General features: G+C 73.0%; 18 protein-coding genes. 10 read left to right on the forward strand and 8 right to left on the reverse strand.

Translation table 11 applies throughout. From position 1 onward, the window contains the following. Positions 1–75 precede the first annotated feature (75 nt). Positions 76–1,281, forward strand: coding sequence for an ROK family protein (locus tag ACIRG9_RS02765; RefSeq protein WP_402849146.1), 1,206 nt, complete (start codon positions 76–78; stop codon positions 1,279–1,281). A gap of 114 nt (positions 1,282–1,395) precedes the next feature. Here the strand turns inward: ACIRG9_RS02765 and ACIRG9_RS02770 are convergent, their stop codons facing one another. Both ACIRG9_RS02770 and ACIRG9_RS02775 read right to left on the reverse strand, forming a co-directional pair. Beyond that, positions 1,396–2,406: an ABC transporter permease subunit gene (locus ACIRG9_RS02770; protein WP_402849149.1), complete on the reverse strand. Its 1,011-nt coding sequence runs from the start codon at positions 2,404–2,406 to the stop codon at positions 1,396–1,398. Then, a complete protein-coding gene (locus ACIRG9_RS02775) occupies positions 2,403–3,413 on the reverse strand; it encodes an ABC transporter ATP-binding protein (RefSeq protein WP_402849152.1) in 1,011 nt (336 codons plus the stop codon). Before ACIRG9_RS02775 ends, ACIRG9_RS02770 begins: the two co-directional genes overlap by 4 nt. 75 nt (positions 3,414–3,488) lie before the next feature. On the opposite strand from ACIRG9_RS02775, the gene ACIRG9_RS02780 reads away from it, so the two are divergent. Both ACIRG9_RS02780 and ACIRG9_RS02785 read left to right on the forward strand, forming a co-directional pair. Then, positions 3,489–4,340 (forward strand): ABC transporter ATP-binding protein, encoded by an 852-nt coding sequence (locus ACIRG9_RS02780; RefSeq protein WP_402850220.1) that lies wholly within the window; start codon positions 3,489–3,491, stop codon positions 4,338–4,340. A gap of 17 nt (positions 4,341–4,357) precedes the next feature. Continuing rightward, positions 4,358–5,257, forward strand: coding sequence for a ribokinase (locus ACIRG9_RS02785; RefSeq protein ID WP_402849155.1), 900 nt, complete (start codon positions 4,358–4,360; stop codon positions 5,255–5,257). Between the two features lie 21 nt (positions 5,258–5,278). Here the strand turns inward: ACIRG9_RS02785 and ACIRG9_RS02790 are convergent, their stop codons facing one another. Then, the gene (locus tag ACIRG9_RS02790) at positions 5,279–6,247 is read right to left on the reverse strand and encodes a helix-turn-helix domain-containing protein (RefSeq protein WP_402849158.1); all 969 of its coding nucleotides are present in this window, start codon (positions 6,245–6,247) and stop codon (positions 5,279–5,281) included. 72 nt (positions 6,248–6,319) lie between these two features. On the opposite strand from ACIRG9_RS02790, the gene ACIRG9_RS02795 reads away from it, so the two are divergent. Next, entirely contained in the window at positions 6,320–6,772 is a 453-nt protein-coding gene (locus tag ACIRG9_RS02795) for a rhodanese-like domain-containing protein (RefSeq protein ID WP_402849161.1), read from the forward strand. A 7-nt stretch (positions 6,773–6,779) separates the two neighbouring features. On the opposite strand, the gene ACIRG9_RS02800 is transcribed toward ACIRG9_RS02795, so the two are convergent. Both ACIRG9_RS02800 and ACIRG9_RS02805 read right to left on the reverse strand, forming a co-directional pair. Continuing rightward, a complete protein-coding gene (locus ACIRG9_RS02800; RefSeq protein WP_402849164.1) occupies positions 6,780–7,262 on the reverse strand; it encodes a DUF6232 family protein in 483 nt (160 codons plus the stop codon). Between the two features lie 105 nt (positions 7,263–7,367). After that, positions 7,368–7,883, reverse strand: coding sequence for a DUF6232 family protein (locus ACIRG9_RS02805; RefSeq protein WP_402849167.1), 516 nt, complete (start codon positions 7,881–7,883; stop codon positions 7,368–7,370). Between the two features lie 98 nt (positions 7,884–7,981). Between ACIRG9_RS02805 and ACIRG9_RS02810 the strand changes: the two genes are divergently transcribed. After that, complete coding sequence (locus ACIRG9_RS02810; RefSeq protein ID WP_402849170.1) at positions 7,982–8,755, forward strand: enoyl-CoA hydratase-related protein; 774 nt, start codon at positions 7,982–7,984, stop codon at positions 8,753–8,755. Between the two features lie 108 nt (positions 8,756–8,863). Next, positions 8,864–10,486: an acetolactate synthase gene (locus tag ACIRG9_RS02815; RefSeq protein ID WP_402850223.1), complete on the forward strand. Its 1,623-nt coding sequence runs from the start codon at positions 8,864–8,866 to the stop codon at positions 10,484–10,486. 38 nt (positions 10,487–10,524) lie between these two features. On the opposite strand, the gene ACIRG9_RS02820 is transcribed toward ACIRG9_RS02815, so the two are convergent. The 3 genes from ACIRG9_RS02820 to ACIRG9_RS02830 are packed head-to-tail and all read right to left on the reverse strand — an operon-like array spanning position 10,525 to position 11,673. After that, complete coding sequence (locus ACIRG9_RS02820) at positions 10,525–10,932, reverse strand: PLD nuclease N-terminal domain-containing protein (RefSeq protein WP_402849173.1); 408 nt, start codon at positions 10,930–10,932, stop codon at positions 10,525–10,527. 28 nt (positions 10,933–10,960) lie between these two features. Then, positions 10,961–11,260, reverse strand: coding sequence for a DUF202 domain-containing protein (locus ACIRG9_RS02825; RefSeq protein ID WP_402849176.1), 300 nt, complete (start codon positions 11,258–11,260; stop codon positions 10,961–10,963). After that, entirely contained in the window at positions 11,257–11,673 is a 417-nt protein-coding gene (locus ACIRG9_RS02830; RefSeq protein ID WP_402849179.1) for a YidH family protein, read from the reverse strand. Before ACIRG9_RS02830 ends, ACIRG9_RS02825 begins: the two co-directional genes overlap by 4 nt. Positions 11,674–11,684: 11 nt before the next feature. Here ACIRG9_RS02830 and ACIRG9_RS02835 point away from each other — a divergent pair, with 11 nt between their 5' ends. From ACIRG9_RS02835 to ACIRG9_RS02850, 4 genes are all read left to right on the forward strand, one after another. After that, on the forward strand, positions 11,685–12,482 hold the full coding sequence (locus ACIRG9_RS02835; protein ID WP_402849181.1) for a GNAT family N-acetyltransferase: 798 nt from the start codon (positions 11,685–11,687) through the stop codon (positions 12,480–12,482). Further along, positions 12,479–12,889, forward strand: a complete 411-nt coding sequence (locus ACIRG9_RS02840; RefSeq protein ID WP_402849183.1) for a hypothetical protein — start codon at positions 12,479–12,481, stop codon at positions 12,887–12,889. Before ACIRG9_RS02835 ends, ACIRG9_RS02840 begins: the two co-directional genes overlap by 4 nt. Positions 12,890–13,076: 187 nt before the next feature. Beyond that, positions 13,077–13,856, forward strand: coding sequence for an electron transfer flavoprotein subunit beta/FixA family protein (locus ACIRG9_RS02845; RefSeq protein WP_402849186.1), 780 nt, complete (start codon positions 13,077–13,079; stop codon positions 13,854–13,856). A 9-nt stretch (positions 13,857–13,865) separates the two neighbouring features. Next, the gene (locus ACIRG9_RS02850; protein ID WP_402849189.1) at positions 13,866–14,825 is read left to right on the forward strand and encodes an electron transfer flavoprotein subunit alpha/FixB family protein; all 960 of its coding nucleotides are present in this window, start codon (positions 13,866–13,868) and stop codon (positions 14,823–14,825) included. Positions 14,826–14,879: the final 54 nt, after the last annotated feature.

Raw genomic sequence — 14,879 nt, forward strand, 5'->3', positions numbered from 1 at the left:
CGATACGCTTGCGGACACCCCGGTACAGGCGTTTTTTTGGTTAGCAAACTTTACTGAACAATTGAGGACGTTGGCATGAGTGCGACCCGGCTGCCCGGCACCCCCCGCCTGCTACGCGCGCTCAACGACCGGGCGGCGCTGGAGCTGTTGCTCGAACGCGGGCCGCTCACCCGGGCCCGGCTCGGCGAGCTGACCGGCCTGTCCAAGGTCACCGCGTCCCAGCTGGTGGAGCGGCTGGAGGAGCGCGGCCTGGTCACCCGGGTCGGTGAGCAGGCCGGCGGGCGGGGCCCGAACGCCCAGCTCTACGCGGTCCGTCCGAGCAGCGCGTACGTGGTCGGCGTGGACGTCGGCGCCGAACGCGTGGTGGCGGCCTGCGCCGACATCACCGGCGAGGTCGTCGGCCGGGTGGAACAGTCCACCCGGGACACCGACGACCCGGTCGGCGTGGTGCACAACGCGGTGGTCCAGGCGGCGAACAGCGCCGGTGCGGAGCTGTCGAGCGTACGGCGCATCGTGCTGGGCACCCCCGGCCTGGTGGATCCGGGCAGCGGCGACATCACCTTCGCGTTCAACCTGCCGCGCTGGCACCGGGGCCTGCTCGCCGCGCTCCGCGACGACCTGCACACCCCGGTGGTCTTCGAGAACGACGTCAACCTGGCCGCCGTCGCCGAGGCCCAGTCCGGTGCGGCCCAGGGCGTGTCGGACTTCGTGCTGGTGTGGGTGGGCGCCGGCGTCGGCCTGGCGATCATGCTCGGCGGCCGGCTGCACCACGGCAGCAGTGGGGCGGCCGGCGAGATCGGCTACCTGCCGGTGCCCGGCGTGCCCATCCCGCGGGACGTCTCGAAGCGGGCCAAGCCGGCGTTCCAGCAGCTCGCGGGCGCGGACGCGGTGCACTCGGTGGCGGCCGAGCACGGGTTCGTCGCGGGCGGCGCCGCCGAGGCCGGGTGCGCCGCGGGCAGCGCCGCCGAGGCGGTGCGCGTCGCGATCGAGGCCGGTACGGCCGGCGGGCCGATGCTGGACGAGCTGGCCCGCCGGCTGGCCCTCGGCGTGGCGAGCACCTGCGTGGTGCTCGACCCGCCGCTGGTGGTGCTCGCCGGCGAGGTAGGTCAGGCAGGTGGGGCGGCACTGGCCGACCGGGTGCAGCACGAGGTCGCCGCGATCACCCTGGTCCGGCCGCGGGTGGTCGCCACCGGACTGACCGAGGAGCCGATCCTGCGGGGTGCGCTGCGCACCGCGCTCGACGCGGTCCGCGACGAGGTGTTCGGCTCGACGGTCGGCTGACCGTCCGCCACTCGCCGCCCGCGCCGCCATGTGAAGGAATTCTTCACGAATCGAAGAAGTGCTGCAAGGAGTTGCCGGTACGGCCCCGCCCGCGCGGGGCCGTACCGGTCGCGCTCAGATCAGGTCGCGGCGGCGGAACGCGGTGAAGGCGCCCCCGACCAGCAGGACCGTGAACCCGAGCAGCACCGCCAGGCCAACCCCCACGCCCAGGGTGTAGGAGCCGTCGCAGTAGCCGTCGACGACATTCCGGCAGGCGTGGTTGTCCCAGAACTGGGCCCCACCGGAAAGCCAGGCGATCAGGTAGCTGGAGACCATCCACTGTTCCGGCCGGGCCACGTCGACGATCTGCAGCACCAGCCGTGCGCCCAGCTCCCACACCACCAGGTACGCGGCTACGGTGCCGAGCGCCGCCGAGGTGTGCCGGCCCAGCGTGGCGATGGCGAAACCGAGCGCCCCGGCGAGCAGCACCAGCACCAGGCCCCGCACGTACATGCCACCCAGCGACCGCCAGAACTCCCCGTCCAGATACCCGGGATGTCCCGCCGTCTGCCCGATCAGCCAGAACGCCGACAGGTACGCCGCCGAAGCCACCGCGGAGAGCACCAGCAGCGCGCCGAGCAGCGTCCCCAGCTTGGCGCCGAGCACCGCCCAGCGGCGGGGCCGCCACAGCAGCAGGTTGACCACCCCGCCCGAGTTCAGGTCGGCGCCGATGTAGGAGGCCCCGACCAGGAACCCGAAGAGCACCAGGAACGCGACCAGGAAATAGAGCAGCGGCCGGGCCTCGAGGGCGAAGACGAACACTCCGTCGAGGTAGTCCGCCACAATGGGCAGCCGCTCCATCCGGCCCGGGTCCACCTCGGCGCAGTCCGCCGGGACGTAGTCGGTCTCGGTCGGCGTCGCCTGCCCGGCCTTGATCCGGAGACAGCGGTCGTGCGCCATGTCCAGCTCGCGCATGTGGTTGGCGGCCTGTTGCTGGGCCCGGCTCAGTTCCGCCGCCGTGGGCTGGTGCGACCCGGCCAGCGTGGTCGCCGCGGTCACCGCGAAGGCGACCAGCAGCAGCACCACCATCAGTTGCACGAAGCGGCGAGCGGTCAGCCGCTCCAGCTCGGCTCGGACCAGGTTCACGCGTTCACCTCCCGGTTCTCGCGCGCGTCGAGGTCGATCACCACGTCGTCCGGATCGGCGGGCGGCCCGTCCAGCTGTTGGGGCACCGTCGGGTGCGGGGTGGTGCCGGTCAGCTCCAGGAAGACGCTCTCCAGATCCGGCCGGAGCGGGACCAGCTCGCGTACCCAGAGCCCCTGCTCGCCCAGCGTGCGGCTGATCAGCTCCGGCTCGTCGACGCCGGTGACCACCAGGTGGTCGGGGTGGGCGGTGACCGACAGGCCGGCCTGCCCCAGCAGCTCCACGGCCCGCTCCGGCTCGGCCACCCGGACCTGCCACTCGTGCTGGTCGAAGCTGGCCAGCACGTCGTCCACCCGGCCGTGCGCCACCCGCCGGCCCCGGCTGATGATCGTCACGTGGTCGCAGATGAGCTGGATCTCGGCCAGGATGTGGCTGGAGAGCAGCACGGTCACCCCGGCGGCGGCCAGCGACCGCATCAGGTCCCGCATCTCCCGGATGCCGGCCGGGTCCAGGCCGTTCGCCGGCTCGTCGAGGATCAGCAGTTCCGGCTGCTTCAACAGCGCCGAGGCCACCGCCAGCCGCTGCTTCATGCCCAGCGAGTAACCCTTCACCCGCTCCTCGCCGCGGTCCAGCAGGCCGACCTGCTCCAGCACCTCGTCGATGCGGGTGGTGGGCACGCCCCCGGCCTTGGCCAGCAGCCGCAGCGTACGGCGGGCGGTGAAGTTGCCGAAGAACTGCGGGCTCTCCACGATCGCGCCGACCCGGTCCGCCACGTCCGGCAGCCGATCCGGGGAGGGTGCCCCGAATACGTTCATCCGGCCGCTGTCGGCACGTACCAACCCGAGCAGGGCGCGCAGCGTGGTGGTCTTGCCCGAGCCGTTCGGCCCGAGGAACCCGTGCACCTGTCCGGCCTCGACCAGCAGGTCGAAACCGTCCACGGCGACCCGGCGCCCCTGGCGCAGGGTGTGGAACGTCTTGCGGAGACCGGAGATCTCGATGACCGCGCTCATTCGCGCCGCTCCGGGCAACAGTCGGGCATGAACCGTCCTCAGGTTGTGGTGACCAACGACACGGCGCCCCACCATATGGCGGAGGCACCGCCCGTGGGGGGCAGCCCGCCGGTTGCGTGGTTGGATGGACCGGTGACTGGTGACCTTGATGTGGTGGTCAGCCTCGACGGGATCGGCGTCAGGCGCTCCGGCACCGCGCTGCTGCACGACGTCGACTGGCGGGTCGAGCTGGACGAGCGCTGGGTGGTGCTGGGCCCGAACGGCGCCGGCAAGAGCACCCTGCTCAACCTGGCCGCCGGCCGGCTGTACCCGACCACCGGCAGTGCGCACGTCCTCGGCGAGCGGATCGGCCGCACCGACGTCAACGAGCTGCGGACGCGGATCGGCCTCTCCACCGCCACGCTGGCCGAGCGGATCCCCACCGACGAGCGGGTCACCGACGTCGTGGTCACCGCCGCCTGGTCGGTGATCGGCCGCTTCCGGGAGAGCTACGACCGCACCGACGAGGCGCGCGCCCGCGTGCTGCTCGGCCAGCTCGGCGTGAGCCACCTCGCGGACCGGGCGTACGGCACGCTGTCCGAGGGGGAACGCAAGCGGGTGCAGATCGCCCGTGCCCTGATGACCGATCCGGAGCTGCTGCTGCTGGACGAGCCGGCCGCCGGGCTCGACCTGGGCGGGCGCGAGGACCTGGTCGCCCGGCTCGCCGAGCTGGCGTATGACCCGGACGCGCCGGCCATGGTGCTGGTCACCCACCACGTCGAGGAGATCCCGCCCGGCTTCACCCACGCGTTGCTGCTGCGCGACGGTGGCGTGATGGCACAGGGGCTGCTCGCGGACACGCTCACCGCCGACAACCTGTCCAAGACCTTCGGCCTGCCCCTGATCGTCCAGCGTTCCGGCGACCGCTGGGCCGCCCGCGCCGCCTGACCCGAGGAGAGACCAGCGTGCCGCAGACCCGGGTCGCCGTGGTGGGCAGCGCCAACATGGACGTGGTCGGCACCACCCCGGCGCTGCCCCGTCCCGGCGAGACCGTGCTCGGCAGCGACTTCGTGATGGTGCCCGGCGGCAAGGGCGCCAACCAGGCCATCGCCGCGGTCCGCGCCGGCGCCTCCTGCGCCTTCCTCGGCGCGATCGGCTCGGACGCCTTCGGGGTCACCCTCAAGGCCCGGATCACCGCCGCCGGGGTCGACACCAGCCAGCTCCGGGTGGTCTACGGGGACTCCGGCGTCGCCCTGGTCATGGTCAACTCGGCGGGCGAGAACGCCATCCTGGTGGTCCCTGGTGCCAACGGCGCGTTCAGCGGCCTCACCGAGGGCGAGCTGCGCGCCGTACGCGAGGCGGACGTGCTGGTCGCGCAGCTGGAGGTGCCGGTCGAGACGGTGACCGAGGCGGCGGTGGCGGCCCGCGCGGCCGGCACCCGGGTGGTGCTCAACGCGGCGCCGGCCCGGCAGGTGCCGGCGGAACTGCTCGCCGCGGTCGACCTGCTGGTGGTCAACGAGACGGAGGCACGGGCGCTCACCGGCCGGGGCCGGGACGAACCGGAGGCCCTGCTCGACCTGGTGCCTCGGGCGGTGCTCACCCTCGGCGCCGAGGGGGCTCGGTACGTCGACCGGGACGGGACCTCGGTGCACGTCCCGGCGGTGAAGGTCGACGTGGTGGACTCCACCGCGGCCGGGGACGCCTTCACCGCCGCCCTCGCCGTGGCCTGGGGAGAGGGGCGCGAGCTGCTCGACGCGGTGCACTGGGCGGCGGCGGCCGGCGCCGCCTGCGCCCGCCGGCTCGGTGCCTCGGTGGCGCTGCCCCGCCGGGTCGAGATCGACGAGCTGTACGTCCCGCGGGCCTGAACGCGCCGCTGGCCCGATCGGTCAGGCGGCGCCGGCCCGGAACGCCCGCCGGTACGCGGACGGTGAGGTCCGCATGGCCCGGCCGAAATGGTGCCGGTAGGTGACCGGGCTGTCGAAGCCCACCGAACCGGCGATCTCCGCGACCGGCGCGTCGGTCGTTTCCAGCAGGGCGAGGCTGGCACGTACCCGCTGGTCGATCAGCCACCGGATCGGGCTGGCGCCGGTGGCCCGGGCGAAGTGTCGAAGGTAGCTGCGGCTCGACATGTGCGCCTGCCGGGCCAGCGCCGCCACGGTCAGCGGCTCGGCCAGGTGCCGGACCGCCCAGGCCATGCTCGCGGCGATCCGGTCGTCGTCCGGGTCGGTGCTCACCGGCGCCTCGATGAACTGGGCCTGCCCGCCGTCGCGGTGCGGTGGGATCACCAGTCGGCGGGCGACCGCGTTGGCGACCGCCGCACCGAAGTCGCGTCGCACCACGTGGACGCAGAGGTCCAGCCCGGCGGCGCTGCCGGCGCTGGTGAGGATCGCGCCGTCGTCGAGATAGAGCACGTCCGGGTCGACCGTCACCGCAGGGTGGCGGAGGGCCAGCAGGTCTGCGTACCGCCAGTGGGTGGTGGCCCGGCGACCGTCGAGCAGGCCCGCACCCGCGAGGGCGAACGCGCCGGAGCAGATCGACATCAGCCGGGCCCCTCGGCGGTACGCCCGGCGCAGCGCGGCCACCAGCTCCGGCGACGGGTCGGCGGTCACGTCGGGCACCCCGGGGAGGATCACCGTGGCCGCCGCGGCCAGCGACTCCAGGCCGTACGGGGTGTGCAGGGCCGCGCCGCCGACGACGGGCACCGGCCCGGGGCGTTCCGCGCAGACGGTGAGCTGGTACCAGTCGACTCCCAGCTCGGGCCGGGGCAGCCCGAACACCTCGGTCACGATCCCGGTCTCGAAGACCGACATCCCCGGGTACGCGAGCACCGCCACGGTCCGGTCGACGGGAGTCATGGCGGGATATTAGCGGAGAACGGCGATCACGCCACTCCCGCCGGTGCCCGTGCGGGCCGCAGGATCGAGGGCATGACGTTCTCCGTACCGCCGGCCGATCCGGCGACCGCCGCTGCCCACTTCCTCGCCCGGCTGAGCTTCGAGACCGACGTCAGCGACGTGCACGCCGCGCTGGAGGCGGGCACGCCCGGCCTGGTGGTGGTCGACTCGCGGGGCGCGGCGGCCTGGCGGCAGGGGCACCTGCCCGGCGCGGTGCACCTGCCCACCGCCGAGATCGCCGCCCGCGCCGCCGACGTGGTGCCGCCCGGGTCGACGGTGGTGACGTACTGCTGGGGACCGGGCTGCAACGGCGCCACCCGGGCGGCGCTGGAGTTCGCCCGGCTGGGCCGGCCGGTGAAGGAGATGATCGGCGGCTTCGAGTACTGGGCCCGGGAGGGGCTGCCGGTGGTCACCCCGGCGGGGATCGTCCGCCGCCGGGTGGACGAGCTGACCGCCGCGCTCGCGACCGTGGCCTGCGACTGCTGAGCCGCGGTCAGCGGTGCTCGCTCTGCTGCTCCACGGCGCGCTGCACGGCCCGGTAGATCTGCCCGAAGCGCAACGCGTCGGGGGTGCGCAGCAGCATCATCTCCCGCCCGTGGTGCTGCACCCACAGCTCGTGCACCCGGCTGCCCCGCTCGTAGGAGCGGTCCAGCCAGCCGAGCGGCACCTCCAGGAACGGGGCCAGCGCCAGCCCGATGACCACGAACGCGGCCAGGATCACCAGCGCCAGCTTCCAGTCGCCCCGGTCCTGCGCGGCCCAGGCCAGCGAGATCACGCAGATCAGCGCCACCAGCGGCGGCAGGGACAGCAGCAGGACCAGCATGCCCCGGCCGAGGACCCGGCCCCGGACGGCGAGGGTGGCCGTACCGCGGGCGTGCCAGACGTACGTCACGTCGGCGAGGGCGACGACCTGACCGCCGGCGTGGATCGCTTCGGAGGTGACCTGTACCGCGTCGTCCCGGTAATAGAGGGCCATCACTCAGCCTAACCACCGTCGTGCAAGGTGGACGGTGTCGCAGGCCGCGGATCCGGATGGCGCGAAAGCCGCTCGCGCCGAGACGGGTGAGCGCGAGCGGGACACCTACGGCCTGCTGCGCGGCCCCGGTCTGTCGCCGGACGTACCGGTCGCGTGCCGACCCGGCGGCGGTGCGGTCTCCATCGCCCGCTGCACCGCCCGGTAGATCTGGCCGAACCGCAGCGCGTCGCCGGTACGCAGCAGCCGTACCGGCTGGCCCCGCCAGCGCGCCCACATCTCCAGCTCCCGACTGCCCCGGGCGTACGACCGGTCGAGGCGCTCGAAGAGGACGTCGGCGAGCGGCCCGGCCCCGAGGCCGACCAGCACCGACGCCCCCACCAGGGCGACGGTGAGCACGGGGGAGAGGCCCAGCCGGAGCGCGAGCCCGACGCCGAGCGCGGCGGCCACCAGCGGCCCGGCGAGGGCGGCGCCGATCGCGCCCCGGCCGGCGAGCACCCGCCAGGAGCGGTCGCCCCGCCGGTGCCACACCATGCCCAGTTCGGCCAGCGGATAGGTCCGCCCGTCCACCCGGACGGCGGTGGAGGTCACCTGCACCGACCGGTCCTCGTAGTAGGTGATCATGGCCTCACTCCGGGTGTCGCGGCGGACACCACACTGTCTACCCCAACGAGCCGGGTCGTAAGGTTGGCACGCGACTTCGACGAGGAAGTGAGGGCAGCGTGGGCGAGTTCGTCAGGCTGGAAGTGAAGGACGGCATCGGCACCATCCGCCTGGAGCGGCCGCCGATGAACGCGCTCAACACCCAGGTGCAGGAGGAGTTGCGCGCCGCCGCCGCGGCGGCCACCGCCGACCCCGAGGTCCGTGCCGTCATCGTGTACGGCGGCGAGAAGGTCTTCGCCGCTGGCGCGGACATCAAGGAGATGGCCGACATGTCCTACGTGGACATGGCCGACCGGGCCGCCGACCTCTCCAGCGCCCTGGGCGCCATCGCCCGGATCCCGAAGCCGGTGGTCGCCGCGATCACCGGATACGCCCTCGGCGGCGGCTGCGAGCTGGCGCTGGCCTGCGACTGGCGGATCGTCGCCGAGGACGCCAAGCTCGGCCAGCCGGAGATCAAGCTCGGCATCATCCCGGGTGCCGGCGGCACCCAGCGGCTGGCCCGCCTGGTCGGCCCGGCCCGGGCCAAGGACCTGATCATGACCGGCCGGATGATCGACGCGCCGGAGGCGCTGCGGATCGGCCTGGCCGACAAGGTGGTCCCGGCCGCCGAGGTCTACGACGCCGCGGTCGCCTATGTGAAGCCCTTCCTGACCGGCCCGATGCAGGCACTGCGGGCGGCCAAGGCGGCCGTCGACGGTGGCCTGGAGATGGACCTCAACTCGGGCCTGGCCTGGGAGAGCCAGCTCTTCGCGGCGCTGTTCGCCACCGACGACCGGCGCGAGGGCATGGCCGCGTTCGTCGAGAAGCGCAAGCCGAACTTCACCGGCCGCTGATCCACCGTCCGGGTCGGCGGCACACCCCGCCGCCGGCCCGAGGGCGGTTCCCATTCCGCCTACCGGCCAGTAGCGTGTGATTCCGGTCCTGTGACGATTGGAGTCGCGTTGATGGAACGGGTCGAGGGGCACGGCGGCGAACTGGCGCTGGCGGCACTGCGCGCGCACGGTGTACGGGAGATGTTCACCCTCTCCGGCGGGCACGTCTTCCCGCTCTACGACGCGGCGCACAAGACCGGCTTCCCGATCTACGACGTCCGCCACGAGCAGTCCGCCGTCTTCGCCGCCGAGGCGGTGGCGAAGCTCCAGCGTCGCCCCGGCCTGGCCGTGCTCACCGCCGGCCCCGGCGTCACCAACGGCGTCTCCGGCCTGACCAGCGCGTTCTTCAACGCCTCCCCGGTGCTGGTGCTCGGCGGGCGGGCCCCGCAGTTCCGCTGGGGCTCCGGCAGCCTCCAGGAGATGGATCACCTGCCGCTGGTCGCCCCGGTCACCAAGCACGCCGAGACGGTCTTCAGCGCCGACGACATCCCGCGAGCGGTCACCGCCGCCCTCACCGCGGCGCTCACCCCGCACCGCGGCCCGGCCTTCCTCGACTTCCCCCTCGAAGCGGTCTTCTCCGCCGGCGACGCCGACCTGCCGGCCGTCGCCCCGATCGCCCCGATCGAGGCCGACCCGGACGAGGTCGCGAAGGCGGCCGGCCTGATCGCCGGCGCGTCCCGGCCCGTGATCATCGCCGGCTCCGACGTGTACGCGGGCGACGCGGTCGACGCCCTGCGGGCCGCCGCCGAGTCCCTCCAGGTGCCGGTCTTCACCAACGGCATGGGTCGGGGCGCGCTGCCCCCGGCGCATCCGCTCGCCTTCGCCAAGGCCCGCCGGGTCGCGCTCAAGGGCGCCGACGTGGTCGTGGTGGTCGGCACCCCGCTGGACTTCCGGCTCGGCTTCGGCGACTTCGGCGACGCGCAGGTCGTGCACGTCGTCGACGCGCCCAGCCAGCGCGCCGGGCACGTCCAGCCGGCCGCCAGCCCCGCCGGAGACCTGCGACTGATCCTCACCGCCTTCGCCGGGCATCCCGGCGACCGGGCCGACCACGCCGACTGGATCGCCCAGCTGCGTACCGCCGAGGACGCCGCGAAGGCCCGCGACGCCGAGGAGATGGCCGCCGAGACCGACCCGATCCGGCCGGCCCGGGTCTACGGCGAGCTGCGCAAGGTGCTCGCCGCCGACGCGATCACCATCGGCGACGGCGGCGACTTCGTCTCGTACGCCGGGAAGTACCTGGAGCCGGCGCAGCCGGGCACCTGGCTCGACCCCGGCCCGTACGGCTGCCTCGGCACCGGCATGGGCTATGCGATGGGGGCCCGGGTGACCCACCCCGACCGGCAGATCTGCGTGCTGATGGGCGACGGCGCGGCCGGCTTCTCGCTGATGGACGTGGAGTCCCTGGCCCGGCAGCGGCTCCCGGTGGTGATCGTGGTCGGCAACAACGGCATCTGGGGCCTGGAGAAGCACCCGATGCGGGCCATGTACGGCTACGACGTGGCCGCCGACCTTCAGCCCGGCCTGCGCTACGACAGGGTGGTCGAGGCGCTCGGCGGCGCGGGCGAGACGGTGGAGAAGGCGACCGACCTCGGGCCGGCCCTGACCCGCGCCTTCGACGCGGGCGTGCCGTACCTGGTCAACGTGCTCACCGACCCGGCGGACGCGTACCCCCGCTCGTCGAACCTGGCCTGACCGCAGCCCGCGGTGGCGGCCGGGACCGGCCGCCGTGCTCAGACCTCCGGCCGGTCCCGATCGCCGTCCGGCCGGCGCAGCTCGTCCTCGCGCCGGCGCAGGTCCTCCTCCCAGCGGCGCAGGCGCTCCTGGTCTTCCCGGCGGGCCCGGTCGGCGAGGGAGGACAGGAACGCGGGATCGTCGTCCGGTGCCACCGGCCGGGGACGCTCCCGCTCGGAGAACCCGTTCCCCATCGGCCAGGCGGTACGCGACCGGCGGGCGGACGGCTCCCGCCCGGCGGCGAACCAGGCGATCGAACCGATCAGCGGGAAGAACAGGATGATCAGCACCCAGGCGATCCGGGGCAACGCCCGGATCTCCCCGTCCTCGGCGGAGAGGCAGCTGATCAGCGCGAAGACAGCGAGTACGACCTGGGCCAGAAAGAGGAGCCCGTAGAGGCGTGCCATGACGGACATCATGACTCAGCGATGCCGCTCAGCGCAGCCCGCGTAGCACCAGCACGACACCGAGCAGCCCCGAACCGGCGGCGGCCAGCGCCACCAGCGGGAACGACCAGCGGTGTGCCGGCAGCGGGCCGGTGCCGGTGGCCCGCCGCCAGGTGACCGCGAACGCGCCGAGCCAGCCCGCCACGGCGAGCCCGGCCAGCAGGGCCCCGGTGAGACCGCCGGTGAGCGCCAGCCGGACCAGCAGCAGGGTGACCCCGGTGAGCGTCAGCAACGTACGCCGCCAGGCCAGCCGGGTCCGCTCCGGCTGGAGGCCGGGGTCGCCGCTCACCCGACTCCCCGGACGAGGACCGCGATCACCAGCAGCAGCGCGCCCGCGGCCACGGCGAGGGCCAGGATCGCCGGGAAGCGGGACGCCGGCAGTTCCTCGCCCAGCCGGATCGCCCGCTCGGTGCGCGCCCAGTGGTCGACCGCGCGGATCGCGACGGTGGCGCCGAGCACCAGCAGCGCGATGGCGATCGCCTCGCGCAGGTGGGTCAGCGGGAGCGGAGGCAGGAACTGCGCGGCGGCCAACCCGCCGGCGACCAGCGCCAGGCCGGTACGCAGCCAGGCCAGGAAGGTCCGCTCGTTGGCCAGCGAGAAGCGGTAGTCCGGCGTGCTGCCCACCGACCGCAACTCGCGCGGGTCGAACCACCGCCTGATCGCCTGCCACACGATGCCGATTATCCGCTTTGTGTGCCGCATAGCCTGTGAGCATGACCGATCTTGATGCGCGGACCCTGCGCGACGCCTACGACCTCCAGATCCGCCCGGAGATTCCGGACCCGCTGCCGGCCGGGGTGACCGTCGAGCGGGACGGCCCGCTGGTCCGCGTCGTCGGCCTGGACCACCGCGGCTTCCTCACGTACCGGACCCTCGACGGGGTGGCCGGCCCGGACCTGGACGCGCTGATCGCCCGGCAGGTCGAGTTCTTCCGCCGTCGGGGCGAGGGGGTCGAGTGGAAGCTCAACGGCCACGACGAGCCGGCCGACCTGGGTGACCGGCTGCGCGCCGCCGGGTTCGTCCCGGAGGACCTGGAGACCGTCGTGGTCGGTCCGGTCGCGGCCCTGGCCGCCGCCGTCCCGATGCTCCCCGAGGGGGTGCGCCTGCGCGAGGTGACCGCCCGGGAGGACCTGGAACGGATCCGGGCGATGGAGGAGGCGGTCTGGCACGACGATCGGGGCCACCTGGTGACCGGGCTGGCGAAGGAGATCGAGGCCGACCCGCAGTCGATCACGGTGGTGGTGGCCGAGGCGGGCGACACCGTGGTCAGCGCCGGCTGGGTGCGTTACCTGCCCAACACGAGCTTCGCCACCCTCTGGGGCGGCTCGACGCTGCCGCAGTGGCGGAAGAAGGGCATCTACCGGGCGCTGGTGGCGTACCGGGCGCGGCTGGCCGAGCAGCGGGGGAAGGCGTTGGTGCAGGTGGACTGCTCGCCGGACAGCCGACCGATCCTGGAGCGGCTCGGGCTCGTTGCGGTCACCACGACCACCCCGTACGTCTACACTCCATGATCATGGAACGGTTGACGGCGGACGAGCGGTTGACCCTCAAGACCGGGGCGTTCGGTGCTGTCTTCCTGGTCTCCAACGCCGAGCCCGGGATGCTGGCCATGGTGCGGGAGAGCTTCGCGGCGTCGGGCGCGTTCGGCGCGGCCAGCGGGGTGGTGAAGGAGGCGCTGACCACCGGCCCGCTGCCGGAGCTGCCGCGGGACTCGGCGCTGGAGGTCGAGGCGATCGTGCTGCCCGCGCTGAGCCGGTCGGTGGCGATCCTGCGGGCGAAGTCACCGGGGGACGTCGAGGCGTACCGGTCGGTGGTGCTGGCCGCGGCCGATCAGGTGGCGCAGGCCCATCGTGGCGCGACCCCCGACGAGGTGGCGGTGCTCGACCGGATCAGGACGGCCCTCGCCGAGCCGGCCTGACCGGTTCGGGTGGTGAGCTGTGTCACTCTAAGCCTGCCCATGGAAGCTATGCTACTTGCGGGTAACATTGCCTCCGTGGGCAAGTGCACAGCAGCCCGTAGTTGACCGATCGTTAAGTTACGCGGGAGGCTGCGCCCGTGACCGGGCGAGGGATCGCTACACCAAACAGGAGGGTCGTCGAAGCGCGATGAACATCGTCGTACTCGTCAAGCAGGTGCCTGATTCGGGCGCGGACCGCAGCCTGCGTGCTGACGACAACACCGTCGACCGCGGTTCGGCGAGCAACGTCATCAATGAGATGGACGAGTATGCCATCGAGGAGGCGTTGAAGATCAAGGAGGCGCACGGCGGTGAGGTCACGATCCTGACGATGGGTCCGGACCGGGCGACCGAATCGATCCGCAAGGCGCTCTCCATGGGCCCGGACAAGGCCGTGCACGTGGTGGACGACGCCCTGCACGGTTCCTGCGCCGTGACCACCTCGAAGGTCCTCGCGGCCGCCCTCGGTCAGTTGGGCGCGGACCTGGTGATCTGCGGCGCTGAGTCGACCGACGGCCGGGTCCAGGTGATGCCGCACATGATCGCCGAGCGGCTGGGTGTGGCCGCGCTGACAGGTGCGCGAAAGCTCACCGTCGACGGGTCGACCCTGACGGTGGAGCGGCAGACGGAGGAGGGCTACGAGGTGGTCACGGCCTCGACCCCGGCCGTGGTCTCGGTGTGGGACACCATCAACGAGCCGCGCTACCCGTCGTTCAAGGGCATCATGGCCGCCAAGAAGAAGCCGGTCCAGACGCTCGCCCTCGGTGACCTGGGTGTCGCCGCCTCCGAGGTGGGCTTCGACGGGGCGACCAGCGCCGTGCTCGAACACACCAAGCGTCCGCCGCGCTCCGGCGGCGAGAAGATCACCGACGAGGGCGAGGGCGGCGTGAAGCTGGTCGAGTTCCTCGCCACCGAGAAGTTCGTGTGAGGTCTGGACATGTCTGAGGTTCTCGTCGTCGTCGAAGCCACCCGGGAGTTCGGCGTCAAGAAGGTCACCCTGGAGATGCTCACCCTCGCTCGCGAGCTGGGCACCCCGAGCGCGGTCGTGCTCGGCGGCGCCGGCGCGGCCGAGGCACTGAGCGCCAAGCTGGGCGAGTACGGCGCGGAGAAGGTCTACGCCGCCGAGGGTGAGGAGATCGACGGCTACCTGGTGGCCCCGAAGGCCACCGTGCTGGCCGACCTCGTCCGGCGGGTCCAGCCGGCGGCGGTGCTGCTCGCCTCGTCGCAGGAGGGCAAGGAGATCGCCGCCCGGCTCGCCGTGAAGCTGGACAATGGCATCCTGACCGACGTGGTCGCCCTGGCCGCCGACGGCACCGCGACCCAGGTCGCCTTCGCCGGCTCCACCATCGTCAAGTCCAAGGTGACCAAGGGTCTTCCGTTGGTCACCGTCCGGCCGAACTCGCTCACCCCGGCCCCGGCCCCGGCCACCCCGGCCGTCGAGCAGCTCACCGTCGCCGTCGCCGATGCCGACAAGCTGGCTCGGGTGGTCGAGCGGGTCGCCGAGCAGAAGGGCTCCCGTCCCGAGCTCACCGAGGCGTCGGTCGTCGTCTCCGGTGGTCGTGGAGTCGGCAACGCCGACAACTTCAAGCTGGTCGAGGAGCTGGCCGACCTGCTCGGCGGCGCGGTCGGCGCGTCCCGCGCCGCGGTCGACTCCGGGTTCTACCCGCACCAGTTCCAGGTCGGGCAGACCGGTAAGACCGTCTCCCCGCAGCTGTACATCGCGTTGGGTATCTCCGGCGCGATCCAGCACCGTGCCGGCATGCAGACCTCGAAGACCATCGTCGCGGTCAACAAGGACGGCGAAGCGCCGATCTTCGAGCTGGCCGACCTCGGCGTGGTCGGCGACCTGTTCAAGGTCGTCCCGCAGGCCGCCGAGGAGATCCGCAAGCGCCGCTGAACGCTCCCTTTCGCGACACGGCGAAAGGGAGCTGATCGGCGGGCCGGGGAGCTG

The organism is Micromonospora sp. NPDC093277, from assembly GCF_044765245.1.
Taxonomy (GTDB): Bacteria; Actinomycetota; Actinomycetes; order Mycobacteriales; family Micromonosporaceae; genus Micromonospora.